This is a genomic window from Allobosea sp. NPDC055332 (assembly GCF_053645455.1).
On record NZ_JBSHMO010000004.1, the window covers coordinates 247,828 to 274,007 of the forward strand.

General features: G+C 66.3%; 23 protein-coding genes. 11 read left to right on the forward strand and 12 right to left on the reverse strand.

Annotation, left to right across the window (positions count from 1 at the left end; genetic code table 11):
- The 6 genes from ACWIGM_RS22810 to ACWIGM_RS22835 all read right to left on the reverse strand — a co-directional run bounded on the left by ACWIGM_RS22810 (position 1) and on the right by ACWIGM_RS22835 (position 7,551).
- The gene (locus ACWIGM_RS22810; protein ID WP_454028256.1) at positions 1–1,671 is read right to left on the reverse strand and encodes an ABC transporter ATP-binding protein; all 1,671 of its coding nucleotides are present in this window, start codon (positions 1,669–1,671) and stop codon (positions 1–3) included.
- Entirely contained in the window at positions 1,668–2,486 is an 819-nt protein-coding gene (locus tag ACWIGM_RS22815; protein WP_454028257.1) for an ABC transporter permease, read from the reverse strand. Before ACWIGM_RS22815 ends, ACWIGM_RS22810 begins: the two co-directional genes overlap by 4 nt.
- On the reverse strand, positions 2,483–3,427 hold the full coding sequence (locus ACWIGM_RS22820) for an ABC transporter permease (RefSeq protein WP_454028258.1): 945 nt from the start codon (positions 3,425–3,427) through the stop codon (positions 2,483–2,485). The genes ACWIGM_RS22815 and ACWIGM_RS22820 overlap by 4 nt, the downstream gene beginning before the upstream one ends.
- Positions 3,428–3,463: 36 nt before the next feature.
- Complete coding sequence (locus ACWIGM_RS22825) at positions 3,464–5,017, reverse strand: ABC transporter substrate-binding protein (RefSeq protein ID WP_454028259.1); 1,554 nt, start codon at positions 5,015–5,017, stop codon at positions 3,464–3,466.
- 64 nt (positions 5,018–5,081) lie between these two features.
- Positions 5,082–6,626, reverse strand: coding sequence for an ABC transporter substrate-binding protein (locus ACWIGM_RS22830; protein WP_454028260.1), 1,545 nt, complete (start codon positions 6,624–6,626; stop codon positions 5,082–5,084).
- Between the two features lie 40 nt (positions 6,627–6,666).
- On the reverse strand, positions 6,667–7,551 hold the full coding sequence (locus ACWIGM_RS22835; protein WP_454028261.1) for an alpha/beta hydrolase family protein: 885 nt from the start codon (positions 7,549–7,551) through the stop codon (positions 6,667–6,669).
- Between the two features lie 152 nt (positions 7,552–7,703).
- Between ACWIGM_RS22835 and ACWIGM_RS22840 the strand changes: the two genes are divergently transcribed.
- Positions 7,704–8,351, forward strand: a complete 648-nt coding sequence (locus ACWIGM_RS22840) for a GntR family transcriptional regulator (RefSeq protein ID WP_454028262.1) — start codon at positions 7,704–7,706, stop codon at positions 8,349–8,351.
- On the opposite strand, the gene ACWIGM_RS22845 is transcribed toward ACWIGM_RS22840, so the two are convergent.
- Both ACWIGM_RS22845 and ACWIGM_RS22850 read right to left on the reverse strand, forming a co-directional pair.
- The gene (locus ACWIGM_RS22845) at positions 8,348–9,907 is read right to left on the reverse strand and encodes an ABC transporter substrate-binding protein (protein ID WP_454028263.1); all 1,560 of its coding nucleotides are present in this window, start codon (positions 9,905–9,907) and stop codon (positions 8,348–8,350) included. The genes ACWIGM_RS22840 and ACWIGM_RS22845 overlap by 4 nt on opposite strands.
- 52 nt (positions 9,908–9,959) lie before the next feature.
- On the reverse strand, positions 9,960–11,102 hold the full coding sequence (locus ACWIGM_RS22850; protein WP_454028264.1) for a C45 family autoproteolytic acyltransferase/hydolase: 1,143 nt from the start codon (positions 11,100–11,102) through the stop codon (positions 9,960–9,962).
- 84 nt (positions 11,103–11,186) lie between these two features.
- On the opposite strand from ACWIGM_RS22850, the gene ACWIGM_RS22855 reads away from it, so the two are divergent.
- Together ACWIGM_RS22855 and aptA are read left to right on the forward strand one after the other, a co-directional pair.
- The gene (locus tag ACWIGM_RS22855) at positions 11,187–12,068 is read left to right on the forward strand and encodes a GntR family transcriptional regulator (protein WP_454028265.1); all 882 of its coding nucleotides are present in this window, start codon (positions 11,187–11,189) and stop codon (positions 12,066–12,068) included.
- Positions 12,069–12,145: 77 nt separating this feature from the next.
- Positions 12,146–13,486, forward strand: a complete 1,341-nt coding sequence (gene aptA / locus ACWIGM_RS22860; RefSeq protein WP_454028266.1) for an omega-aminotransferase AptA — start codon at positions 12,146–12,148, stop codon at positions 13,484–13,486.
- Position 13,487: 1 nt separating this feature from the next.
- Here the strand turns inward: aptA and ACWIGM_RS22865 are convergent, their stop codons facing one another.
- Positions 13,488–13,886 carry a rhodanese-like domain-containing protein gene (locus tag ACWIGM_RS22865; RefSeq protein WP_454028267.1) on the reverse strand — a complete coding sequence of 133 codons (399 nt, stop codon included), beginning with the start codon at positions 13,884–13,886 and terminating at the stop codon, positions 13,488–13,490.
- A 115-nt stretch (positions 13,887–14,001) separates the two neighbouring features.
- Between ACWIGM_RS22865 and ftrA the strand changes: the two genes are divergently transcribed.
- Positions 14,002–14,961: a transcriptional regulator FtrA gene (ftrA, locus tag ACWIGM_RS22870; protein ID WP_454028268.1), complete on the forward strand. Its 960-nt coding sequence runs from the start codon at positions 14,002–14,004 to the stop codon at positions 14,959–14,961.
- Between the two features lie 19 nt (positions 14,962–14,980).
- Here ftrA and ACWIGM_RS22875 read toward each other — a convergent pair whose 3' ends face one another.
- The 3 genes from ACWIGM_RS22875 to ACWIGM_RS22885 all read right to left on the reverse strand — a co-directional run bounded on the left by ACWIGM_RS22875 (position 14,981) and on the right by ACWIGM_RS22885 (position 17,722).
- Positions 14,981–16,225, reverse strand: a complete 1,245-nt coding sequence (locus tag ACWIGM_RS22875; protein ID WP_454028269.1) for an aminopeptidase — start codon at positions 16,223–16,225, stop codon at positions 14,981–14,983.
- A gap of 88 nt (positions 16,226–16,313) precedes the next feature.
- Complete coding sequence (locus ACWIGM_RS22880) at positions 16,314–17,018, reverse strand: flavin reductase family protein (protein ID WP_454028270.1); 705 nt, start codon at positions 17,016–17,018, stop codon at positions 16,314–16,316.
- The gene (locus ACWIGM_RS22885; protein ID WP_454028750.1) at positions 17,015–17,722 is read right to left on the reverse strand and encodes a GntR family transcriptional regulator; all 708 of its coding nucleotides are present in this window, start codon (positions 17,720–17,722) and stop codon (positions 17,015–17,017) included. The genes ACWIGM_RS22880 and ACWIGM_RS22885 overlap by 4 nt, the downstream gene beginning before the upstream one ends.
- A 237-nt stretch (positions 17,723–17,959) precedes the next feature.
- Here ACWIGM_RS22885 and ACWIGM_RS22890 point away from each other — a divergent pair, with 237 nt between their 5' ends.
- The 7 genes from ACWIGM_RS22890 to ACWIGM_RS22920 are packed head-to-tail and all read left to right on the forward strand — an operon-like array spanning position 17,960 to position 26,177.
- The gene (locus tag ACWIGM_RS22890; protein WP_454028271.1) at positions 17,960–19,528 is read left to right on the forward strand and encodes an ABC transporter substrate-binding protein; all 1,569 of its coding nucleotides are present in this window, start codon (positions 17,960–17,962) and stop codon (positions 19,526–19,528) included.
- Between the two features lie 58 nt (positions 19,529–19,586).
- Positions 19,587–20,579, forward strand: coding sequence for an ABC transporter permease (locus ACWIGM_RS22895; RefSeq protein WP_454028272.1), 993 nt, complete (start codon positions 19,587–19,589; stop codon positions 20,577–20,579).
- Positions 20,569–21,504 carry an ABC transporter permease gene (locus ACWIGM_RS22900; protein WP_454028273.1) on the forward strand — a complete coding sequence of 312 codons (936 nt, stop codon included), beginning with the start codon at positions 20,569–20,571 and terminating at the stop codon, positions 21,502–21,504. The genes ACWIGM_RS22895 and ACWIGM_RS22900 overlap by 11 nt, the downstream gene beginning before the upstream one ends.
- A 30-nt stretch (positions 21,505–21,534) precedes the next feature.
- On the forward strand, positions 21,535–22,734 hold the full coding sequence (locus tag ACWIGM_RS22905) for an amidohydrolase family protein (protein WP_454028274.1): 1,200 nt from the start codon (positions 21,535–21,537) through the stop codon (positions 22,732–22,734).
- Positions 22,735–22,772: 38 nt separating this feature from the next.
- Positions 22,773–24,236: an amidohydrolase family protein gene (locus tag ACWIGM_RS22910; RefSeq protein ID WP_454028751.1), complete on the forward strand. Its 1,464-nt coding sequence runs from the start codon at positions 22,773–22,775 to the stop codon at positions 24,234–24,236.
- Positions 24,233–25,216, forward strand: coding sequence for an ABC transporter ATP-binding protein (locus tag ACWIGM_RS22915; protein WP_454028275.1), 984 nt, complete (start codon positions 24,233–24,235; stop codon positions 25,214–25,216). Before ACWIGM_RS22910 ends, ACWIGM_RS22915 begins: the two co-directional genes overlap by 4 nt.
- A complete protein-coding gene (locus ACWIGM_RS22920) occupies positions 25,209–26,177 on the forward strand; it encodes an ABC transporter ATP-binding protein (protein ID WP_454028276.1) in 969 nt (322 codons plus the stop codon). Before ACWIGM_RS22915 ends, ACWIGM_RS22920 begins: the two co-directional genes overlap by 8 nt.
- Positions 26,178–26,180: the final 3 nt, after the last annotated feature.

Sequence of the window (26,180 nt, forward strand, 5' to 3'; positions counted from 1 at the left end):
TCAGGCATTGGCCATGGCCGTGGCCTGCCCGGCATCGGCGAGCCGCCAGAACAGGCGCACGCCGCCATCTTCGGTGCTTTCCAGCCCGGGTACGGCCGAGAGCAGCTTTCTGGTGTAGTCGTGCTGGGGCGCATCGAAGATCTGGTCGCGCGTGCCTTCCTCGACGATGCGGCCCTCATGCATGACGATGACGCGGTCGGAGACCTGCTCGACCACGCCGAGATCGTGGCTGATGAACAGGCAGGAGAAGCCGTGCTTCTTCTGCAGCTGCGCGAAGAGCTCCAGCACCTGCGCGCGCACCGTCACATCGAGCGCCGAGACCGGCTCGTCGGCGATGACGAAGCTCGGTCGGCGGATGATGGCGCGGGCGATGGCGACGCGCTGGCGCTGGCCGCCGGAGAGCTCGTGCGGATAGCGCTCGGCGAAACCATCACCGAGGCCGACCTCGCCCAGCACTTCGGCGAGCCGCGCCTTCTTGTCGGCGGCGCCCATGCCCTTGACCAGCCGCAGGGGCTCACCGACGAGCTCGCCGATGGTCATGCGCGGATCGAGCGAGGAATACGGGTCCTGGAAGACCATCTGGCAGTTGAGCCGGTAGTCCCAATAAGCCGTCTCGCTCTTGTCGATCGGCTTGCCGTTGAACAGGATCGCGCCCTCGCTCGGCTTGATCAGCCCGGCGATGGCATGGCCGAGCGTGGTCTTGCCCGAGCCCGAGCCGCCGACGACCGAGACGACCTCGCCCGGCTTCACCGACAGGCTGATGCCGTGCAGGGCACGCTTGGGCTGCTCCTTGCGGAAGAAGCCCTGGCGGCCGCCATAGTCGACGACGAGGTCATTGACCGCGACGAGTGGCGTTTTTGCCTCCGGCAGCGCGCGGGCCGGCTCGCGATGCGGCATCGCAGCGAGGAGCTTGCGGGTATAGGGATGCTGCGGCCGGGCGAGGATGTCGTCGCTGTTGCCGTGCTCGACGACGTCGCCCTGGCACATCACGACGATGCGGCTGCAATAGCGCGCGACCATGCCGAGATCGTGCGAGATCAGCAGCACGGCAGTGCCGTTCTCCTTGGTCAGGTCGACCATCAGCTCCATGACGTCGCGCTGGACGACCGCGTCCAGCGCGGTGGTCGGCTCGTCGGCGAGCAGCAGCGCCGGCTTCAGCAGCATCACCGAGGCCAGCATGATGCGCTGGCGCATGCCGCCGGAATACTGGTGCGGATAGGCGTTGAACGCCCCTTCGGGATCGCGGATGCCGACGCGCCGGAGCATGTCGAGGATGAGCTCGCGCCGGCCATTGGCGTCGAGCTTGCGATGCAGCGCGAGGCCTTCCTCGAGCTGGCGACCGATCAGCATGGACGGGTTGAGCGAGGTCATCGGCTCCTGGAAGACCATGCCGACCCTGGCGCCGCGGATCGCCCGCAGGCGCTTTGGCGCCATGGTCGTGACCTCTTCGCCGTCGAAGCGGATCGAGCCCGAGATCAGGCGCACCGCCGGCGGGATGAAGCCCATCACGGCGCGGGCCGCGAGCGTCTTGCCCGAGCCGGATTCGCCGACGATGCCGACGATCTCGCCGGGCGAGACGGAGAAGCTGACATCATTGACCACGGTGCGGCCGCTCGCACCGATCCTGAGGGTGAGGCCATCGACCTCGAGCAATGGCTTGGTGGAGGTCATCGTGCACCCCTCATCCGCGGGTCGAGCTTGTCGCGCAGGGCGTCGCCGAGCAGGTTGATGCCGAGCAGAGTCAGCGAGATGCACAGGCCCGGGAAGACGCCGAGCCAGACGGCCTGGCCGATATAGGGCCGCGAGCCCGCCAGCATGTTGCCCCAGGTCGGCGCCGGCGGCGGCACGCCGAGGCCGAGGAAGGAGAGCGAGCTCTCGGCTAGCAGCACCCAGCCGAACATCGAGGTCGCCAGCACGGTCAGCGGCGCGATGCAGTTCGGCAGGATGTGACGGGCCATGGTGAAGCCTTCCGAATTGCCCATCACCCGCGAGGCCGAGATGAACTCGCGCTCGCGCAGCGAGAGCACCGTGCCGCGTACGATGCGGGCGACCGAGGGCGCATAGGCGATGCCGAGCGCCAGGATGATGCCGTATTTGTTGGCGCCGACCACGGCGAGCAGGCCGAGCGCCAGGAGGATGCCGGGGAAGGCGAGCAGGGCGTCGTTGAAGGCCATGATGGTGCGGTCGACCCAGCCGCGGACATAGCCCGAGAACAGGCCGATGACCGTGCCGAGCGAGACGGCGAGCGCGACGGTGAGCAGGCTGATCCAGACTGATGTGGCGGCGCCCGCCATCAGGCGCGAGAGCACGTCGCGGCCGAACTCGTCGGTGCCGAGCCAATGCATCGCCGAGGGTGGCACCAGCTTGGCACGGAAGGAGAGCCGCAAGGGATCGTAGGGCGTCCAGAGCGAGCTGAGCGCGGCAACGATGCCGAGGAAGCCGATCAGCGTGCCGCCGACCAGGGCGTTGGGAGCGGGAAGCTTCATTGCGCCGTCACCCTCGGATCGAAGATCGGATAGCAGAGGTCGATCACGAGATTGACCAGCACATAGGTGAAGGCGACGAAGAGCATGCAGCCCTGGATCACCGGATAGTCGCGGGCGAAGATCGAATCGACCAGCAGGCGGCCCAGTCCGGGGATGGTGAAGACCGTCTCGACGACCGCGATGCCGCCGAGCAGATTGCCGAGCACGAGGCCGATCAGCGTCCAGGTCGGGCCGAAGGCGTTCTTGAAGGCGTGGTTCCAGAGCACGGCGCTCTCGGTCAGGCCCTTGGCTCGCGCATGGGTGATGTAGTCGAGCCGCAGCACCTCGAGCGTCGAGGCGCGGGCCATGCGCAGGATCACACCGATCTCGTGCAGGAACAGCGTCATGATCGGCATGATCAGATAGAGGACGCCGGCTATCGGGTGCTCGGCGATCGAGACATAGCCGACCACCGGCAGCCATTCGAGCTTGAGGCCGAAGAACAGCAGCAGCAGCAGGCCGAGCCAGAAGGTCGGGATCGAGAGCAGCAGCGTCGCGACGGCGACGAGGCTGAGGTCGAGCGAGGTATCCTGCTTCCAGGCGGCGAGCACACCGGCCGGTACGGCCACCAGGCTGGCGAGCGCGACCGCGACCAGCACGATCTGCGCCGAGATCCAGAAGCGCTGCAGGATCAGTGGCAGCACCGCCTGTTGCGAGTTGATCGACTGGCCGAGATCGCCCTTGAGCAGATTGCCGAACCAGATGCCGAACTGGACCGGCACGCTCTGGTCGAGGCCGAGCCTCGCCTGCAGATCGGCGATCGAGGCCGGCGTCGCCAGGTCCCCCAGCATCAGCGAGGCCGGGTCACCCGGGATCAGCCGGATCAAGGCAAAAACCGAAACCGACACGATCAGCAGTGTCGGCACGGACATGAGAATGCGCGTCAGCGCAAAGCGCAGCATCGGTTTCCTCCCGGTGTGCGGATGATCCGAGTGACGTCAGTTCGCCAGCGTCACTTCCCACATGCGCAGCTTGGACTGCCACGGCTTGAAGCCCTGGACGCGCTTGGCATGGGCGATGATGTCGAGGCCGTTGAAGGCGAAGATCATCGGGACTTCGTCGATGACGCGCTTGTGCAATTCGTCGACGAGCTTCTGGCGTTCGGCCCGGTCTGAGGTGACGAACAGCTTGTCGATCTGCTTTTGCGCCTCCGGATTGTCCCAGACCTTGCGCGGCTGCTTGTCCTTCGGCCCCGAGAACTGCTCGAAGGCGATCGCGGGATCGAAGCGGGCCGAGAAGGAGAAGGACTGCATCTGGTAGTTGCCCTTGTTGTAGCGATCGAGCTGGGTCGCCCAGTCGAGCACCTCGATCTCGACATTGACGCCGACGGCCTGCAGCATCTGCTGGGCCACCACCGCGGAAGGGAAGCTCGGCACGACCGGGCGTTTGTTGGCGAGGATGATGATCTTCTCGTCCTTGTAGCCGGCCTCCTGCAGCAGCTTCTTGGCGCGGGCCGGATCGAAGCTCAGGCCCTTTTTCTCGACCTCGCCGAAATAGCTCGAGCCGGAATAGATCGGCGAGGTGTTGGGCTTGCCGAGGTCGTTGTAGAAGGCGGCGACGATCTCATCCATGTCGAGCGAAGCGGCGATCGCCTGGCGCAGCTTCTGGTTGCCCATCACGGCATCCTTGACCTGGATCAGGAAGACGTGCCTGACGGCATTGGACTCCGCCACGACCGAGAGCTTGGGGTTCTTCTTCAGCTCGGCCGCGTCGCTCGGCAGGATCTCGCTGAGATCGAGCGCGCCGGAGATGAGACCGGCCTTCACCGTGGCCGGGTCCTTGACGATTAGGAACTTCACGTCCTTGAGCAGCGGGCGCTTGGAGCCGACATAGCCGTCGGCCTTGCCGCCGTCCTTCGGCGACTTGTAGCCCTCGAAGGCGGTCATGGTGAAATATTCGCCGCGCTTCCACTCGCCGAACTTGTAGGGGCCGGTGCCGATCGGCTTGTCCCAGGAGCCGTCCGCCTTGACCGAATCCTTGTGCAGGACCGCGGTCATCGCGCAGTCGGTGCGGGCGAGCGTGTCGAGGAAGAGTGCATTCGGCTTGTCGATCTTCATGACGAAGGTGCGTGGATCCGGCGCCGTCGCTTCCTCGACCTTGAGGCCGGAGCGACCATCGAACTCGATGGTGCAGCGCCAGTCGGTCTTCGGATCCATGTAGCGGTTCCAGCTCCACAGCACGTCGGCCGAGGTCAGCTCGGCGCCGTTGTGGAACTTGACGCCCTGGCGCAGCGTGAAGGTGTAGGTCTTGCCGTCGGCGGAGAGGTCGACCTTCTCGGCGAGCAGCGGCGTCGCGACGCCGCCCTCATTGTAGCCGACGAGTCCCTCGACCAGTTGCAGCGCGAAGTCGTCGGTGTTGTCGTCGCGGTTGACGCCAGGATTATTGCTGCGGATGTCGGCGGCGACTGCCACCGTGATCGACTGCGCCATGGCCGGCGCTGCGAAGGCGGCGGTGGCGATGAGCGCGGCGGCCGGCGCAAAAAGATACTTCATCTCGGTCCCCTGTCGTTTTTTTGGTTTGTCGTCGTGATCGTGAGGCCGCCGCGTCCGCGACGGGTCAATTGGCGAGGCCGACCTCCCAGAGCCGCGGCTTCGAGGCAACCCAGGGCGCGAAGCCCTGCAGGCGCTTCGAGACCACGGCGGTGTCGACCTGATTGTAGAGGAAGATCAGCGGCGCATCGGCGAGCATCAGCCTGTGCAGTTCGTCGAACAGCTTCTGGCGCTCGCCCTCATCGGCGGTGACCGTCGCCTTCTCGATCAGTTCGTCGGCGTGCCGGCTGTCCCAGGCCTTGGAGGGATAGGTATCCTTGGGGCCGCTGAACTGGTTGTAGCTCTGGGCCGGATCGATACGGGCGGAATAGCTGAAGGACATCATCTGGTAGTTGCCCTTGCTGTAGCGGTCGAGCTGCGTTGCCCATTCCAGCACTTCGATCTCGCTGTTGATGCCGGCCACCTGCAGCATGGCCTGCGCCACCACCGCGACCGGGAAGCTCGGCACGGTCGAGCGCTTGTTGGCGATCAGCTTGATCGTCTGGCCCTTGTAGCCGGCCTCGGCGAGCAGCTTCTTCACCCGGGCCGGCTCATAGTTGTAACGCTGGCGCTGGACCTCGCTGTAATAGGGCGAGGCCATGTGGACGGCTGAGTTGTTGACCTTGCCGAGCTCGTTCGAGGCGTGGGCGACGAGCTGGTCGAGATCGAGCGCCGCCGTAATCGCCTGACGCATCCGGACGTCGCTCAGTAGCGGATCGCGGCTCTGGAACAGCAATGCGTGCTTGGTCGCGCTCGGTGCGGTCACGACCTGAACGCTGTTGCTCTTCTGCATTTCCGGCAGATCGGAATCCGGGATGTCGGCGACATGCAGCGCGCCCGAGAGCAGCCCGGCCTTGACGGTCGCACCATCGGCGATGGCGAGGAATTTGACCTCCGGCACCAGGGCGTTCTTGCGGCCGACATAGCCGTCGCGCTTGTCGCCGGGTGGCGAGACGTAGCCATCGAAGCGCTTCAACGAGACGAATTCGCCGCGGCGCCAGTCGCCGAGTGTGAAGGGACCGGTGCCGATCGGCTTGCCGAAGGATCCGTCGGGCTTCAGCGAGTCCTTGTGGATGATCGCGACCATGGCGCAGTCGGTCCGCGCCATGGTGTCGAGGAAGAGCGCGCTCGGCTTCTCCAGCGTCATCACGACGGTCGCGGCATCGGGCGCGGTGACGCTCGTCACCTTCATGCCGATGCGGCCATCGAATTCCGACCGGCAGCGCCAGTCGGTCTTCGGCTCCATGTAGCGGGTCCAGTTCCAGAGGACGTCGGCCGAGGTCAGCTCGGCGCCGTTGTGGAACTTCACCCCCTTACGCAGGCTGAAGGTATAGGTCAGCCCGTCTGCCGAGGTTGACACCTTTTCCGCCAGCAGCGGCGCGACTGCGCCGTTCTCGCGATAGCCGACCAGGCCTTCGACCATGTGCAGGACGACGGCATCGGTGTTGTCGTCGCGATTCACCCCGGGATTGGTCGAGCGGATGTCGGCATTGAGCGCGACATTGATTGTCTGCGCCGTGGCGGGGCTCGCGAGAGCAAGGAGAGCGAAGGCGGAGACGAGCCGGCGGTTCATTGTCGTTCCCCTCGCTGTTCGCGTTTCCGGCTAGACGATCTCAGGCGGCCTTGGCCGCGCCGGATCGGCGCTTGGCGAGCGCGTCGGCGAAGAAGTCCTCGACCCGCGAGACCGCCTTCAGCCCGTCATGCGGCATGTTCGGCACCAGGTCGAAGCGCACGTCGATGCCGTGCTCCTCGAAGTTGCGGCGCAAGCGGTCGAGACGCTCCGGTCGGTTCGTGCCGGCATGGTTGGCGTCCGGCATCCAGCTGGCATTGCCGGGCTGATGGGTGATCTCCCAGGTCTCGAGATCGGCGGCACCGACGATCATCTGGACGGCGACCTTGCGCATCGCCTCGATGTCCGGCGCGGTGCCGAAGAGCTCGGCCATGTTGCGGGTGCCGACCCACCAGTCCCGCGTCGGGTCGAGCAGGGTCACCGAGCCGGGCGCGCCGATCGAGGCGGCCCAGAGCTTGTGGGGCTGCAGCATCAGGAAGCGATGGGTGAAATGGCCGCCGCCGGAGTAGCCGAACAAAGCGAAGCGGTCGAAGCGCAGGCCGTAATGCTGGGCGACTTCCTCGACCATGGCAAGGAGGATGTGGTCGTAGCGGACCCCGCCCTCGCGCATGTACTTGAAGCCGTTGCGGTTGCCGTCGCCCATCACGCCGATCGGGAAGAGCGGGGCGAGGATGATGCAGTTGTTCCAGCGGCCGAAAGCCTCGAAGGCGTCGCGATAGCCGGTGAAGCCGCGGCCGGTGCCGTGCATGGCGACGACGAGCTCGGGCGCCTGGCCGCCCTTGCCGAGGCTCTTGGGCACATAGAGGCAATAACTGAAGCGTGGATCGGCCTTGCAGGCGGTGACCGGCGTCGGGCCGAGGTCGTAGAGCGCACGAGCGATCGCGGCCGCATCGTCCTGCTTGGCCTGGCTAGCGAGGGGAGCGGTCATGCGGCGTTTCCTGATTGGCTATAAGATTGGCGCCAATTTTGTTGCATGATATGATTGAGGCCGCAAGCCGGATTCGACAGATGCCGAGCCGGCTGTGCGCGATGCGGCTGAACCAGTTCACAAGCATCGTTGAAATGCTCTAGAGACCCGTCATGGCCACCCGCCCCAAGACCCAACGCGCCAAGGGCGAACTCGCCAACGAGATTGCCCGGGCGATCCATGGCCGCGCTTATCGGCCGGGCGAGTGGCTGCGGCAGATCGATCTCGAAGATGCCTTCCAGGCGACGCGCTTCGACGTTCGCGCCGCGCTCGACGAGCTCGCCGTGCGCAAGACGATCGAGCATGTGCCCAATCGCGGCTACCGGGTGGCCGAGATCGACATCGCCACCTATCGCGCGATCCGCGACACCCGCATCATCCTGGAGAGTGCAGCGTCCCGTCTCGTGATCGGCAGGATGGACGATGACGTGATCGCCAGGCTCGATGCGCTTGCCCATGAATTCAGCGAGGCGGTGCGGAGCGGGACGCGTCCGCAGCAGAGCGAGATCAACCGCGCCTTCCATAGCCTGATCTATGCTCATTGCGGCAATCCGGTGCTGGCGGAGACGATCTGGAGCTTGCGCGACCGCTCGCGCGGCTCGGCAGTCACGGTCTGGGCTTCGCATCAGGCCCTGCTCGCCAGCGACGCCGACCACCATGCCATGGTCGCGGCGATCCGCGCCGGGGACGGCGAGCGCCTGGCCGAGCTCACCGCCCATCACATCATCAAGGACCTGATCGAGGTCAACGGCGCAGCCTAGTCGGTGACGGTGACCTCCCAGAGCCGCGGCTTCGACAGGATCGAGGATTTGTAGCCCTTGATCCGCTTGCCATAAGCGCCGGCGTCGATGCCGTTATAGAGCATCACCATCGGCACCTCGGCGATGAAGCGCTGGTGCAATTCGTCGAAGAGCTTCTGCCGTTCGGCCTTGTCCGAGACGACCATCGACTTGTCGAGCAGCGCCTGCGCCTCCGGATTGTCCCAGACCTTGCGTGGCTGCGTCGCCTTCGGGCCGGTGACGGATTCGAACGAGAGGGCGGGGTCGAGCCTGGCCGAATAGGGGAAGGCCTGGAGCTGGTAGTTGCCTTTGCTGTAGCGGTCGAGCTGCGTCGCCCATTCCAGCACCTCGATCTGCACATTGATGCCGGCGGCCTGCAGCATCTGCTGCGAGACGACGGCGGCGTCGAAGCTCTGCGGGTAGCGCTTGTTCGCCAGCATCACCAAAGGCTCGCCCTTGTAGCCGGCCTCCTGCAACAGCTTCTTGGCGGCGGCGAGGTCGTGCTTGTAGCCCTTGGCCTGGACCGCATCGTAATAGGACGACAGCGCCGGCACGATCGAGTTGTTGCGCTTGCCGAGTCCGTCGGTGACCTGCGCAACCAGCTCCTCGGTGTCGATCGCCGCTGCGATCGCCTGGCGCAGCTTGACGTTGCCGAGCAGCGGATCGCGCGTCTGCAGGAGGATGCCGACCAGACCCATGTTCTGCGAGATCGAAAGCCCGACGCGCTGATCCTTCTTGAGCTCCTTGACCTCGGCGTTGGCGACGTCGGGGACGATGTCGATGTCACCCCGCAGCAAGGCCGCCTTGGCGGTCGCGCCATCGGGAATGACCATGAAGCGGACTTCGTCGACGAGCGGGCGCTTGCCGCCGGTATAGCCGTCCGGCGCTCCCGGCAGGCTGGCATAAGCCTCGTTGCGGGAAAGGCGGATGAATTCACCGCGCTTCCATTCGGTGAGCTTGTAGGGGCCGGTGCCGATCGGCTTGTCGAAGGAGCCGTCGGGTTTCAGCGAATCCTTGTGCAGGATCGCGGTCATCGCGCAGTCGGTGCGGGCGATGTTGGCGAGGAAGAGCGAGCTCGGCTTGTCGAGCCTGAAGACGACGGTCGCCGGATCGGGCGCCGTGACCGCCTCGACCTTGGCGCGGCCGCGGCCATCGAACTCCGACAGGCAGCGCCAATCGATCTTCGGGTCGATATAGCGGTTCCAGCTCCAGACCACGTCGGCGGAGGTGAGTTCGGCGCCGTTGTGGAATTTCACGCCCTTGCGCAGAGTGAAGGTGTAGCTCAGCCCGTCCGGCGAAACCTCCACCTTTTCGGCCAGCAGTGGCTTGACCTCGGAGTCCTCGCCATAGGCGACGAGGCCCTCGACGACATGCAGGACGACCGAGTCGGTGTTGTCGTCGCGATTGACGCCGGGATTGATGCTGCGGATGTCGGCATTGAGGTGCACCCGCAACGTCGCGGCTGCGGCCGGCACTATGGCTGCGGTCGCGAGGCCCAATCCGGCGAGGGCGAGGGAAAGGCGGCGTCGGCTCTGCATCGGCGGGTTCCCCTTGTCTTATGGCTTTGGCTTGGACGCTGTCGTTGCCGCCTTATTCGGCGGCTTGCGCCAGCGTCATCGGTTCATCGGTGAGGCTGTAGCGGGTGAAGGTGCGGTTGAGAGCCGGCAGTGGCGCGACCTCCATCGTGCCCTTGGCCGGCTGCATGATCACCATCGAGACGGTGGCCGAGAGATTGCCGGTATCGTTGGGGCGCGGTGGTCGGCAGACCGAATGCGGGGTCAGGAAATCGTCGAAGAAGGCCTGCTTCAGGTCGTCGACCGTAAGCTTGCGGCCGACCTCGTTCAGCAGCTTCCTGACGCGCCAATCGCGATAGAAGCTCTCGGGCACGCGCGGGGTGCCGGTATCGGTGATCTTGGTCAGCGCGACCTGGCCGACCCAATGGTTGGCGTGCACGATCAGCCCGTCTTCGGGGTAGAGCGGGAAGGCGGCGTCGGGCGCGCACTCGAAGTCGATGCCGAAGCCGGCGACCGTCGAAAGCATCATGTTGTTCGAGCAGGCCTTCGGCGTGGTCGCGACAGCCTTGATCGCGAAGGCGAAATGCTCCTGCTCCAGCACCTTGCGGCGGATGAGCGCCAGCGGCACGCCAACTTGCGTGAAGTCGCGCTCGCTTTCGAGATAATTGGCGGTGATCGAGATGCCGGCCGCGTTCATGCCGCAGCGGGCGAGGCCGCCGGCCTCGACGAAGGTCAGGAAGTCCGGGCCGTCATCGCGGCGCACGCGCAGCACGATCGCCGTCTCCGCGCATTCGGCCTTCCAGTCCCAGTTCTGGCCGTGGATCAGTTCGCCCGAGGCGCTGCGCTCGGGCAGGATGATCGCGCCGGTGCAGCCGTCGTCGAGCTCTTCCTCGGCTTCGGCCGGCTTGCTCTTCTCCAGCTTGGCCTTGGCGATCACCTCGGTGCGAGCATTGATCATGATGACGTCTTCGAGCGCGACGCCGGCGCCGTCGGCGATGCCGCGCATCTCCTCGACATAGTGCTTGCCGAAGGCCTCGATCTCGCGGGCGAATTCGCCGATCAGGCGCGACTTGGCCGCGGCGTCATAGCCGAGATCGCCGAGCTGTCCGCCATAGAGTTCGATCGAGCGCTTGACGCGCTTGGGCACCGCCGCACCATGCTGGCGGCCGCGCTCATAAGGCGTGCCGGAGACATCGACGAAAGGAAAGGGCTCGACCATGGCCGGATCTCCGCGGGTTCGCGCTGTTGCTGTGTCTGACTATAATGTATTTCATTTCAAACTAAGACAATCAAGAGCCTTTCAATGACGACGCCGACACGATTGCAGCAGGAGATCGCCGAGCGGATCCTCCGCATGGTCCGGGAGGACGGGCTGGAGGCCGGCGCCTGGCTCAACGAGAACAGCGCGGCGCGCCGCCTCAACGTCTCGCGCACGCCGGTGCGGGCCGCGATCGACCATCTCGCCCGGCAGGGGCTGGTGCGTCGTCACCCGAACAAGGGCGTCGAGCTGCTCAGCGCGCCGGAGGCCGGTGCCGATCCCGGCGCGAGCACCGATGCGACCGAACTCGTCATGGTTAAGGTCGCGCAGGATCGCCATGGCGGGCGCCTGCCGGACGAGATCTCCGAGCTCGAGCTGATGCGGCGCTACGAGCTCGGCCGACCCGAGGTGCAGCGCCTGATGGCGCGGCTCGCCGATCTCGATATGGTCGAGCGCAAGCGCGGCTATGGTTGGCGCTTCCTGCATGAGGCACGCGACCAGTCGGCACATGACGAGCGCTACCGCTTCCGCCTGCTGATCGAACCGATGGTCTTTCTCGAGCCCGGCTTCTCGCTGGAGCAGAGCTGGATCGACGAGATGCGGGTGCGGCATGAGCTGACGCTGTCGCAGCCCTGGAAGGAAAGCTCTGCGATCGGCTTCTACGAGATGAACGCCGATTTCCACGAGGGGCTGGCGGCGGCCTCCGGCAACCGCTTCATCCATTCCGCCATCCGCCGGCAGAACCAGATGCGCCGCCTCTCCAACTACGACTGGACCTATGGCTATGAGCGCGTCGTGGTGAACAGCCGCGAGCACCTGCAGATGCTTGCGACGATCGAGGCCGGCGATCTCCAGCTCGCCAGTGCCCTGATGCGCAGCCATCTCCAGCGCGCCATGCAACTGCGCCGTCCGGACGGGCTGGACTGAAACTGCTCGGCACTCTCGCTATTGTCTTTTGATATTAAGAAAGACATTATGAGGTGATCCATAGCGAGGACCCGCCGATGAACGCGCCTGCCTTTGCCGCCCAAAGCCGCCGGGACAACGCTCCCGATGCGTTCTGGATGCCGTTCACGCCGATGCGGGCCTTCCGGCAGGCGCCGCTGCTGTTCGAGCGGGCCGAGGGGATGCACTACATCACGCCGGACGGACGGCGTGTGCTGGACGGCATGGCCGGGCTCTGGTGTGTCAATGCCGGGCATGGCCAGGCCAGGATCACCGAGGCGATCCGCGCCGCGGCGGGTAAGCTCGATTTTGTCTCCTCCTTCAAGATGAGCCATCCCGATGCGCAGGCCTATGCGGCGCGGCTCTGTGACTTTGCCCCCGAGGGGATCGACCATGTCTTCTTCGTCAATTCCGGCTCGGAAGCGGTCGACACCGCGTTGAAGATCGCCCGCGCTTACCATCAGGCCCGCGGCCAGGCCGGGCGGACCAAGCTGATCGGCAGGGCCAAGGGCTATCACGGCATGGGCTGGGGCGGCCTCTCGGTCTCCGGCATCGGCCGGCACAAGGCCGCCTTCGGGCCGCTCTTGCCCGATGTCGCGCATCTGCCGCTGCCCTATGACCGCGGCAGCATGGCCTTCTCGCGCGGCCGGCCGGAAGGCGGGCTCGCTGCGGCCGAGGCGCTGGAAACGCTGCTGCAGATCCATGATCCCCAGACGGTCGCCGCCGTGATCATCGAGCCGGTGACGGGTTCGGGCGGGGTCTATCCGCCGCCGAAGGGTTATCTCGAACGCCTGCGCGCGATCTGCGACAAGCACGGCATCCTCCTGATCTTCGACGAGGTGATCACCGGCTTCGGTCGGCTCGGCGCGCCCTTCGCGGCACAAGCCTATGGCGTCAGGCCGGACCTGATGAGCTGCGCCAAGGGCATGACCAATGGCGCCGTGCCGATGGGCGGCGTCCTCGTTGCCGGCCATGTCTACGACGCCTTCATGGCCGGGCCGCCCGAGGCGATCGAGCTTTTCCACGGCTACACCTATTCGGCCCATCCGCTCGCCTGCGCCGCCGGCCTCGCGACGCTCGACGTCTTCGCTGAGCAGGACATCCTTGGTGGCCTCGCCAAGGTGCTGCCGCTCTGGGAGGAGCGGGCGCACCGGCTGAAGGGTGCGCCCCATGTCGTCGACATCCGCACCGCCGGGCTGCTCTGTGCGATCGACCTCGCGCCGCGGCCGGGCGCGGATGGCGCAAGGGGCGGGGAGGCCAACACGCTCTGCCTCGATGCCGGCGTGCTGATCCGCAATGCCGGCGACACTCTGGTGCTGTCGCCGCCATTGGTGATCGCGCCTGCCGAGATCGAGGAGATCTTCGCCGCGATCGAGCAGGCGCTGGGTCGGATCGCCTAGCTCAGCCAGGGCTTGTCAGCGAGAAGCCTTCGTCGAGCCAGCCGGTGACGCCGCCGATCAGCAGCTTGACCGGCAGGCCGAGGCGCGAGAGCCGGACCGCGGCGCGGTTGGCGCCGTTGCAATGCGGGCCGGCGCAATAGACCACGAAGGTCTTGCCCTCCGGCTGCTCGGCCATCCGGGAGGCGGTCATCTTGCCATGCGGGATGTTGATCGCGCCGTCGATGTGGCCCTCGGCGTAGAGTGCGGGCGAGCGCACATCGACGAGGACGAAATCGCGGTCGTTCGCCTTCAGCGCCTCATGCGTGTCCCAGCAATCGGTCTCGAAGGTCAGCATCGCCTCGAAATGGGCGCGGGCGATATGCGCGGGAGCGGCGGGGATTTCGGTGACTGCGGTGGCCATGGCGATCCTCATCGGGCTTGCGATGGCGACAGGGGTAGCGGTCGGCACGGATTTCAGGCAGTAGCGGAAATGACAATGTCTGGCAGGTTTCCGCCAAATGCATGCTGACGCTGGAATGGATCGCCTCACAACACCGCACGAGGTCGTCGCCGTCGCCTATGACGGGCTGTGCACCTTCGAGTTCGGCATCGTCGTCGAGGCTTTCGCCTTGCCGCGGCCGGAGTTCGACTTTCCCTGGTACCGCTTTCGCGTCGCCGCGGCCGAGCGGCCGATCCGGGCGATGGGCGGCTTCTCGCTGCAGGTCGATGCCGGGCTGGAGATCCTCAGCGAAGCACAGACCATTGTCATCCCCGGCTGGCGCAATCGCGACGAGGCACCACCTGTTGCGCTGATCGAGGCTCTGCAGACGGCACACCGGCGCGGGGCGCGGTTGCTCTCGATCTGCTCGGGCGCTTTCGTCCTGGCGGCGGCCGGCCTGCTTGATGGCAGGCGGGCGACGACGCATTGGCGGCACGCACCGCATCTCGCCGATGCCTGCCCGGGCGCGACGCTGGTCGACGACGTGCTCTATGTCGAGGATGAGGGCGTCGTCACCTCGGCCGGCAGCAGCGCCGGCATCGACGCCTGCCTGCATTTGATCCGGGCCGACCATGGCGCGAAGATCGCTAATATCGTCGCGCGCCGGCTGGTGATGCCGCCGCATCGCGATGGCGGCCAGGCGCAATATGTCGAGGCGCCGATCCAGGCGCGGCCCGGCCGCTCGATTGCGGCCGTGCTCGACTGGGGGCGCGAGCGCTTGGCTGAGCCGCTGGAGATTGGCGCGATGGCGCGCCATGCCGGCCTCAGCGAGCGCACCTTCCTGCGCCGTTTCCGCGACGGCACCGGGGTGACGCCGCTGAAATGGCTCAGGCGCGAGCGCATCGGCCGGGCGATGAAGCTGCTCGAGGAGAGCGGCATGGCGCTCGCCGATATCAGCGCCGCCTGCGGCTTCGCCTCGCCGGAGAGCTTCCGGAAGGCCTTCTTCGAGATCGCCCGGACGTCGCCGGCGGCCTACCGCAACCGCTTCAGGCGGTAGGTGCTAGCTGGGACGATCCTCAGGCCCACTCGCCCTTGCGGAAGACTGCGACACGGCTGCCGTCCGGCTTGATGCCGTCGATGTCGACCTCGCCGGAACCGATCATCCAGTCGATATGGATCAGGCTCCTGTTGCCGCCCTGCGCCGCGATCTGCTCCGGCGTCAGCTTGGTGCCGTCGATGAAGCACTTCGAATAGCACTGGCCGAGCGCGATATGGCAGGAGGCGTTCTCGTCGAAGAGCGTGTTGTAGAACAGGATGTCGCTCTGCGAGATCGGCGAAGAGTGTGGCACCAGCGCGACCTCGCCGAGCCGGCGTGCGCCCTCGTCGGTGTCGAGCACCTTGTTCAGTACCTCTTCGCCGCGGCTCGCCTTGGCCTCGACGATGCGGCCCTCCTCGAAGCGCACCTGGATATTGTCGATCAATATGCCCTGATAGGAGAGCGGCTTGGTCGATGAGACATGGCCCTCGACGCGGCGGGCGTGCGGGGTGGTGAAGACCTCCTCGGTCGGGATGTTGGCGTTGCAGGTGACGCCGTTCTTCGCGGTCGAGGCGCCGCCTTCCCATTCATGGCCGTCGGCGAGGCCGATGGTGAGGTTCGTGCCCGGCCCGGTGAAATGCAGTGCGGAGAAGCGCTGGCCGTTCAGCCATTTGGTGCGCTGCGCCAATGCGGCGTTATGCTCCGCCCAGGCCGCGATCGGATCGTCGCGATCGACGCGCGATGCCGCGAAGATCGCCTCGGCGAGACGGGCGACCGCGACCTCCTCGGCATCGCCAGGGAAGACCTGGCTCGCCCAGGCCGCGCCGGGATAGGAGACGATGTTCCAGTTGATGTCGAAATTGGCGATCTTCTCCAGCGCCGGCTGGTAGGCGATCGAGTTCGCCTTGTTGGCGCGGGCGACCTTGGCCGGGTCCTGCTCGGCGAGCAGCATCGGATTGTCGCCGACGATGGCGAGACGGGCGGTGTTGGCAGCGAAGGCCTTGCCGACGCCCTCATAGAGCCAGGAGGGGGCGCGGTCGAAGCTGGCATCCTGCCCAAAACGGTAGCGCGCCAGAGTCAGCGCCTCGTCGGAGAGGATCGGCGTGACCAAGCCCGCGCCGGCCTTGTAGGCGTGCTCGGCAATGCGCCGGACCAGCGGCAGCGCCGCCACAGGCGCGGTCAGGAACAGGTCCTGCCCTGGCTGCAAATTGAGGCCGACCTTGATTGCGACCTCGGCCAAACGATCGAGCTTGGCGGGATCGATGCCGGAGACGTGCTTGTTCATGGGGGCCTCGTCGAACTGATTTGCGAGGCCGCATTGCTGGCGGAAATCCGCCGCGGGTCAACCGCTCCCGAGCAGATGATGCATTCGCTCAGCGCTTGCCGGGACGGGTGCGCCGCGCCTTGGAACGGTCGCCGCGCCAATCGGCCACCGACATGGTCGGCAGGTCGAAATAGTCGCGCGTCGTGGCATAGCCATGCCCGCCCATGCGGCCGATCGCATCGAGCGCGACCGGGTCGACATAGTGCTTCAGTGTATCGACCGTATCGGCGCGGAAATGCGCATAGACGACCTCGCCGAGGATGATCTCGCGCGAATTGCCGATGCCGAGCGTGGTGTGGTGGCGGCATTCGAAGGCGGCCGGCGCCTGGCCGATCCAGGGGCAGGGCACCTTGATGCCGGGCATGGCGGTGAGTCCGGCCTCGGCGAGCTCGTCCGTGCCCGGCTCGAACGGCACGGCGCAGGCGTTCATGCCGTCGAGCAATGCGTCGGAGACGATGTTGACGGTGAAGGCGAGGCTCTCGCGGACATTGCGGCCTGTGTCCTTCTGTCCGCCGGTCTGGCGGTACTCGACGCCAAGCGCCAGGATCGCCGGGTCGGCCGAGAGGCAGTTGAAGAACGAGAACGGCGCGGCATTGACGACGCCGTTGGCGTCGATCGTGGTCACCAGCGCGATCGGGCGCGGCACCACCGCGCCGATCAGGAGCTTGTAGCGCTCGCGCGGGGTCAGCGCGGCAAAATCGAAGGTGACGATCTCGGCGGCGGCCGAGCGGTCCTGGGTCAGGGGCTGGGTCACGATGGGGTCAATCCTTCACTCAGGGCATAGGGTGCGAGCACGTCGCGGATGTCGCGTTCGCCGCGCGGCGCCAGCAAGGCGCGGGTGACGACGGATTGCAGGTGGTGGTCCATCAGCGCGGCGGCGCGGGGGGCGTCGCCGGCGCGCAGGGCCTCGATCAACTGGCGATGCTCGGAGACGGCGCATTCGGAGGAGTGCGGGCGGCCGTAGATGGCGAGGATCAGCGAGCAGCGCGACGACGCCTCCTGGACATAGCGCAGCAGCAGGGCGTTGCCGGTCATCTCGGCGAGCTTGATGTGGAACTCGCCTGAGAGGCGGATCGATTCCGGCCCATCCTGCTCGTGCGCCTTCTCCTCCAGCCGGACATGGGCCTCGAGCTCGGCCGACTGCGCCGCGGTCAGCCGTCCTGCGAGGTTCTCGGCGACGAGCCGCTCCAGCCCGCGGCGGACCTCGAAGACGTCGCGCGCTTCTTCAAGCGTCGGGTAGGCGACATTGGCGCCGCGGTTTGGCTTGAGCTCGACCAGGCCCTCGACGGCCAGCCGTCCGAAGGCCTCGCGCACCAGCGTGCGGCTGACGCCGAGCTGCTCACCGATCGCATCCTCCGGCAGCTTCACGCCCGGCTTCAGCGCCTGCTCGATGATGGCGCGGCGCAACGCCTTGTAGACCGCTTGCGCGCGCGGCACCGGCGCGCCCGTTTCAGGCATCTTGCCGTTGGGTCCGGACTTGTTCGCAGCGAGCGTGCGGCTAGGGCGCGGCATGAATCGAGTTTCCGCTTGTCTTCAATAATCGCATACAATACGGTTATTGTATCGTATGCAAGTTTGCTCAACGATCGCACACGAGATGGCGCGCAAAGCGCCACGGTGATCACAGAGGTGGCAACGGACGGCATTTCCCGGTGCGCGAAGCGGGCCGGCAAGCAACGAGAAGGGGAGAGATCGATGAAGAAGGCCTGGTTGCTGGCGGCTGTCGCCGCTCTTGCGCTGAACGGCGCGGTCGAAGCCAAGACGCTGAAATGGGGCTCGGCCCGCGAGATCGCCTCGCTCGATCCCTATTCCTTCGGCGAGACTTTCACCTTGTCGGTGCTGAACCACGTCTATGAGGGGCTGGTCCGTTATACCGGCGATCTCAAGATCGAGCCGGCGCTTGCGGAATCCTGGGAGACAGTGAGCCCGACCATCTGGCGCTTCAAGCTGCGCCAGGGCGTCAAGTTCCACAACGGCAACCCGTTCACGGCCGACGACGTCATCGCCTCGCTGGCGCGCGTCACGCACGACACCTCACCGCTCAAGGGCAATCTGCCGGCCTATAAGAGCTCGAAGAAGATCGACGACTACACTGTCGAGATCGAGGTCAATGGGCCCTATCCACTGCTGCTCAACGACCTCACCAACATCTTCATCTTCGACAAGGAGTGGATGGAGGCGAACAACTCGCTGCTCCCGACCGATTCCGGCAAGGGCGTGAAGGGCTACGCTACCGACAACGCCAACGGCACCGGCCCGTTCAAGGTCGAGAGCCGCCGCGCCGACGCGAAGACCGTCTTCGCCAAGAACGCCGACTGGTGGGACAAGCCGCAGCATAATATCGACCTGATCGAGTTCGTGCCGATCACCTCGTCCTCGACCCGCGTCGCGGCGCTGCTCTCAGGCGAGATCGACTTCACCAATGTCGCGCCGCTGCAGGACCTGCCGCGCCTCTCGGCCTCGAGCGAGGTCAAGGTGCTGCAGACCAATGAACTGCGCTCGGTCTTCTTCGCCTTCAACCTGACCGACAAGCTGATCGAGAGCGACGTCAAGGACAAGAACCCCTTCAAGGACATCAAGGTGCGCGAGGCGCTCTATCGCGCCATCGACATCGACGCGGTGCAGAAGCGGGCGATGCGAGGCCTCTCGCGCAATACCGGCGCGCTCGTAGCGCCCGCAATCCCCGGCTACGAGCCGTCGCAGGACCAGCGCCTGCCCTTCGATTTGAACGGCGCCAAGAAGCTGCTCGCCGAGGCCGGCTATCCGAACGGCTTCTCCTTCATGATGAACTGCCAGAGCGACTCGCTCGTCAACGAGGAGGAGTTCTGCCAGGCGGTGGCGGCGATGTGGTCACGCGCCGGCCTGAAGCCCAATCTCAGCCTGGCGCCGCGCAGCCAGCAGGCGCCGAAGCGGGTGAAGGGCGATTTCGACCTGATCTCATTCGGCTGGGCCAACGAGCCGATGATCGACGCCTATTCGCTCCTGGTGCAGGTGCTGCGCTCCAAGAGCGGCACGGGCGGCGTCTTCAACTGGGGCAATTGGGGCGATCCGCGCATCGACGCGCTGGTCGACAAGTCCGGCGTCGAGCTCGATACGCCCAAGCGCATCGAGATGATGAAGGAGGCGCTGAAGATCGCCAAGGCCGAGCATCTCTTCATCCCGCTGCACCAGCAGCCGATGGCCTGGGCGATGCGCAACACGGTCGCCTCCACGGTGCAGGCCTCGGACAACAAGCCGCGTCTGTGGCTGACCAAGATGAAGTGAAGGCGTCCGTCGTCCGGCCGGGCCTGTCGGCCCGGCCGTCCTCAGAACGGAGACTGAGATGCCCGCCTTCCTGTTCAAGCGCTTCGTCAATGCCGCCGGCGTCATGTTGGCGGTGGCGTTCCTTGCCTTCCTGACCTTCCGCTTCGTCGGCGATCCCGTCGAATTGATGCTGAACGAGCAGGCGAGCCAGGCGCAGCGCGACGAACTGCGCACCAGGCTCGGGCTCGACAAGGGCTTCGTGCTGCAGTTCGCGACCTTCGTCGGCAATGCCCTGCGCGGCGATTTCGGCATCTCCTACCGCAACCAGCAGGAGGTGTTCACGCTGATCGCCGAACGCTTCCCGGCGACCTTCGAGCTCGTGCTGGTCGCGACCTTCCTGTCTCTGGCGGTCGGCATTCCACTCGGCGTCTATACCGCGATCCGGCGCGACAGCCTCCTCGCCAAGGCGCTGCAATTCGTCTCGGTGCTCGGCGTCTCCCTGCCCAGCTTCGCGCTCGGCATCCTGTTCATCCTGGTCTTCTCGGTGAACCTGCAATGGCTGCCGGCCTTCGGCCGCGGCGAGGTCGTGCAGATCGGCTGGTGGAGCACCGGGCTGCTGACGGCATCGGGCCGCAAGGCATTGATCCTGCCCGGCATCACGCTGTCGCTGTTCCAGATCACGCTGGTGATGCGGCTGGTACGGGCCGAGATGCTGGAGACCATGCGGACCGACTTCATCCGCTTCGCCAGGGCGCGCGGCCTGCCGGCCCGCGCGGTGAATTTCCGCCACGCTTTGCGCAACTGCCTGATGCCGGTGATCACGGTGACCGGCCTGCAGATCGGCAACCTGATCGCCTTCGCGCTGGTGACCGAGACGGTGTTCCAGTGGCCCGGCATGGGCATGCTCTTCGTCCAGGCCGTCACGTTCGTCGACATCCCGGTGATGGCGGCCTATCTGATCGTCGTCTCCTTCATCTTCGTCTCGCTCAACACGCTGGTCGACCTGACCTATGCCTGGGTCGATCCGCGCCTGCGCGAGGACGCGCTTTCGGGAGGCGCCAATGCCCGCTGAAGCCGCCGCCAAGCCGGGCCGTCTGCGCCGCTTCCTCGACAGCGACATCGGCTGGAGCTTCCGGCGCACGCCGGCGGCCTGGCTCTCGGCGCTGGTGCTGGCGTTGCTCATCCTGACGGCTTTGTTCTGTCCGCTGATCGCGCCGCAGAACCCGCACGACCTCGCCCAGATCTTCATCGACAAGGCCGAGATTCCGCCGATCTGGTCGGCCGATGGCGAATGGCCCTTCCTGCTCGGCACCGACCCGCAGGGGCGCGACGTCTTCTCCGCAATCCTCTACGGCACGCGGGTCTCGCTGATCATCGGCTTCTCGGCCGTCATGGTCTCGATGGCGATCGGCGTCACGATCGGGCTAGTCGCCGGCTTCTATGGCGGGCGCATCGACAACCTCCTGATGCGGCTCGGCGACACCGTGCTGTCGATCCCGACGCTGCTGATGGCGATCCTGGTCTCGGCGATCTTCCGCGAATTGCTGCCGCCGGCGCTGCGCGACCCCTTCGCCGCGGCGGTGCTCGTCGTCTCGATCGCGCTGACCAGCTGGGTCCAGTACGCCCGCACCGTGCGCGCCTCGACCATGGTCGAGCGACGCAAGGAGTATGTGCTGGCGGCGCGGATCATCAAGGTGCCGGCCGGGCGGATCATGCGTCGGCACATCCTGCCGAACACGCTGACCCCGGTGATGGTCGCGGCGACGCTCAATCTCGGCCTCGCCATCCTCTCGGAAGCGACCCTGTCCTTCCTCGGCGTCGGCATGCCGATCACCCAGCCCTCGCTCGGCACGCTGATCCGCATCGGCAATCAGTACCTGTTCTCCGGCTCCTGGTGGCTCGTGGTTTTCCCATCGCTGCAGCTCGGTCTGATCGTGCTCTCGGTCAACCTGCTCGGCGACTGGTTGCGCGATGCGCTGAACCCGAAGCTGCGCTGACGACAAGAAACCAAAGAGGATACGCCTGCGATGACCGCCTCCCTGCTGCTCCGCAATGTCCGCCCCTATGCCGGCAAGGCCGTCGATCTCCTGATCGAGAACGGCAAGATCACGCAGGTCGGCGCGAACCTGTCCGCACCTGCCGGGGTCGCGGTCGAGGACGGCAAAGGCGAGATCGTCATCCCTGGTCTGGTCGAGGCCCATACCCATCTCGACAAGAGCCTGCTCGGCCTGCCCTGGTACACCAACGAGGTCGGCCCCAAGCTGCTCGACAAGATCGACAATGAGCGGGAGAACAAGAAGCGGCTCGACATCGATCCCGCGCGCCAGTCCGCCCGCCAGAGCATCCTCTCCTCGCTCAAGGGCACGACCCATATCCGCAGCCATGTCGATGTCGACACCGAGCATGGGATGTGGGGCGTCGAGGGCGTGATGAAGACCCGTGACGCCTATCGCGACATCGTCGACATCGAGCTCGTCGCCTTCCCGCAATCGGGCCTGCTGCGCCGGCCGGGCACGCTCGAATTGATGGACCAGGCGATGAAGGCCGGCTGCGAGATCGTCGGCGGGCTCGACCCCTGCACGATCGACCGCGATCCGAAGGGCCATCTCGACGCGGTCTTCGGCCTCTGCCAGCGCTATGGCAAGCCGCTCGACATCCACCTGCACGAACCCGGCGAGGTCGGCGCCTTCTCGCTCGACCTGATCATCGAGCGCACCCGCGCGCTCGGGATGACCGGCAAGGTCACGGTCAGCCACGCCTTCTGCCTGGGCACGCCCGACCCGGCTTTGATCGACCCGCTGATCGACGAACTCGCCGCGCTCGACATCGCGATCATGACGACGGCTCCGGCGAGCCGTCCCGCTCCCCCGGTCAAGAAGTTGCTGCAGGCAGGCGTGCGCGTCTGCTCCGGTTCCGACGGCATCCGCGACACTTGGAGCCCCTATGGCAATGCCGACATGTTGGAGCGGGCGATGTTCGTCGGCCTGCGCAACAATTTCCGCCGCGACGACGAGGTCCGGCTGGCGCTCGACGTCTGCACCACCGAAGGCGCCAAGGTGATGGAGATCGAGGGCTACGGGCTCGATGTCGGCTGCGTCGCGGACCTCGTCCTGCTGCCGACCGAGTCGATCGCCGAGGCCGTCGCCACCCGCCCGGCACAGCGGCGCGTGATCAAGCGCGGCAAGGTCGTCGCCCGCGACGGCGTCTCGATCAGGCCCGCGCCGTGACCTTGCAAGCCAAGAAGCGGCCGGACGGCCGCATCCTGATGACCGCACGCTGGGTCGTCGGCCACAAGGACGGCCGCCATCGCCTTTATGAGAACGGCGAGGTCGTGTTCGAGAACGGCGAGGTCGTCTTCGTCGGCCACGGCTTCCCGCGCGAGGTCGCCCGGCGTATCGATTACGGCCATGCTCTGATCGGGCCGGGCTTCATCGATTGCGATGCGCTCTCGGATCTCGACACCACCATCCTCGGCTATGACAACCAGCCGGCCTGGAAGAAGGGCCGCGTCTGGCCGCGCAGCTATCTCGAGGCCGGCCCTTACGAGATGTATTCGCGCGAGGAGCTGGCCTTCCAGAAGCGTTATGCCTTCTCCCAGCTGATCCGCAACGGCATCACCACGGCGCTGCCGATCGCCTCGCTGTTCTATCGCGCCTGGGGCGAGACGGTGCAGGAGTTCGAGGACGCCGCGGAAGCCGCCGCTGATCTCGGCCTGCGCGCTTATCTTGGGCCCGCCTATCGCACGGGCAATCAGCTGGTCGAGGCCGATGGGCGCATCGTCACCCATTACGACGAGCCGCGCGGGCTCGCCGAGCTCGACGCCGCCGTCGATTTCGCTGGGCGACATGAAGGCGCGGCCGGCGGGTTGATCCGCGCGATGTTCGCGCCCGACCGTATCGAAACCTCGACGGCCGAGCTGCTGCGGCGCACCGCCGCTGCTGCGCGCGAGCTCGACGTGCCGGTGCGGCTGCATTGCTGCCAGTCGAAGATCGAATATGATCTCGTCCTCGCCCAGCACGGCATGAGCCCGCCGGAATGGCTGGAGAGCCTCGGCTTCCTCAATGAGCGCTGCTTGCTGCCGCATGGCACCGTAGTCTCCGGCAGCCGCCTGATCGACCGCCCCGGCCGCGACCTCGAAATCATCCGCGATTCCGGCGCCAGCATCGTGCATTGCCCGCTGGTCTCGGGCCGGCACGGCAACGCCATCAACCATTTCGGCAGCTATCGCGCCATGGGGCTCAACATTGCCATGGGGACCGATACCGCCCCGCCGGACATGGTGACGAACCTGCAGGTCGGCATGATCCTCGCTCGCACCATGGCGGGCAATGTCGGCGCCGTGCGCTCCGAGGACTATTACGATGCTGCCACCATCGGCGGCGCGGATGCGCTGCGGCGGCCCGATCTCGGCCGTCTCCAGCCGGGCTCCCGCGCCGACATCACCGTCTTCCAATTCGACCGGCTGCATAGCGGGCAGGTCATCGACCCCATCCAGACGATGATGCTGGCCGGCCATGGCCGCGACTTTTCGACCGTGGTGATCGACGGCCGCTTCGTCATGGAAGACCGGGCCATTCCCGGCCAGGACGAGGCCGCTGACAACATCCGCGCCCAGAAGCAGTTCGAGGGCGTGATGGCGCGCTATCCGCAGCGCACTTTGGGCCATCCGCCGATGAGCGAGATCTTCTCGTCCAGCTATCCGATCGAACGCAAGGAGGACGCCGCGTGAACGCCCAGCCAGCGCTGCTCTCGGTTCGTGACCTGCGAATCGTCTTCGACGGGCGGCGTGGCCCGCTGACAGCGCTCGACGGCATCTCCTTCGAGATCGCGCCGGGCGAAATCCTCGGAGTGGTCGGCGAGTCCGGTGCTGGCAAGTCGCTGACCGGCACGGCGGTGATCGGCCTGCTCGATCCGCCCGGGCGCCTCGCCGGCGGTGAGATCCGCCTCTCCGGCCAGCGCATCGACAATTTGCCGGCGGAGGCGATGCGCAAGCTGCGCGGTCGCCGGATCGGCGCGATCTTCCAGGACCCTCTGACCTCGCTGCATCCGCTGCTGACCGTCGGCGAGCAGCTGGTCGAGACGATCACCACGCATCTGCCGGTCGGCAAAACGGAGGCGCGCAAGCGTGCGCTCGATCTTCTGAAGGAGGTCGGCATCCCCGCGGCCGAGACGCGGATCGACCACTATCCGCACCAGTTCTCCGGCGGCATGCGCCAGCGTGTCGTCATCGCGCTCGCGCTCTGCGCCGAGCCGACGCTGATCATCGCAGACGAGCCGACGACGGCGCTCGATGTCTCCATCCAGGCGCAGATCACCACCTTGCTGAAGCGGCTCTGCCGCGAGCACGGCACTGCGATCATGCTGGTGACGCACGATATGGGCGTGATCGCCGAGACGGCCGACCGGGTCGCCGTTATGTACGCCGGGCGGGTTGTCGAGATCGGCCCGGTCGAGGAAGTGACGCGCCGGCCGCGCCATCCCTACACCGCTGGTTTGATGGCTTCGATCCCGAGCGTCCACCGCCGCAATGCCCATCTCAACCAGATCGACGGGGCGATGCCGCGCCTGAACGCTATTCCGGCCGGCTGTGCCTTCAATCCGCGCTGCGGCTTCGCCACCGATTTCTGCAGGGAGAACAAGCCCGGCCTGCCGGTCTCCGGCCATGCCGCGGCTTGCCATTTTCCGCTCCAGGAGGCGGCCCATGGCTGAGACGAACACCATCCTCGAAGTCACCTCGGCCTCCTGCCGCTTCGACGTCTCGGCGCCTGCCCTGTCGCGGCTGTTCTCGCATGAGCCGCGCCGGGTGCTGCGCGCGGTCGAGGACGTCTCGTTCAGCGTCCAGCGCGGCACCACCTTCAGCATCGTCGGCGAATCCGGCTGCGGAAAGTCGACGCTGGCGCGCATGGTCGTCGGCCTGCAGAGGCCGACGCAGGGCATGCTGGATTTCAAGGACATCAAGCGCGCCGACGGCTCGGTCGGGCCGCCGCGCGTGCAGATGATCTTCCAGGATCCTTACGCCTCGCTCAATCCACGCTGGCGTGTCGGCGACATCATCGCCGAGCCGATCCGCGAACTGAAGCTGCGCAAGGATGAAAGCGAGACGGGAACCCGCGTCGGCGACCTCCTGGAGATCGTCGGCCTGTCCCGGGCCGATGCGAGCCGCTTCCCGCACGAGTTCTCGGGCGGCCAGCGCCAGCGTATCTCGATTGCTCGGGCGTTGGCGACCGAGGCCGATTTCCTGGTCTGCGACGAGCCGACCTCGGCCCTCGACGTCTCCGTGCAGGCGCAGATCCTCAACCTGATGGTCCGCCTGCAGAAGGAATTCGGGCTGACCTATCTCTTCATCAGCCACAATCTCTCGGTGGTCCGGCACATGTCGGACCAGCTCGCCATCATGTATCTCGGCCGTTTCGTCGAGAGCGGACCGGCGGAAGAGGTGTTCGGCCGGCCGCGCCATCCCTATACGCGGCTGCTGCTCGAGACGATCCCCGATGTCGAGCAGCCGAACCGCGAGCGCCGGCCGATGTCGGGCGAGGTGCCGAGCCCGATCGCGCCGCCGCCGGGCTGCGCCTTCCATCCGCGTTGCGTGCAGGCGGTCGAGCGTTGCCGCACCGAGGCGCCGGCGCTTCGCCGCGAAGGCGAGCTGGAGATCGCCTGCCACCTGGCTTGAGTT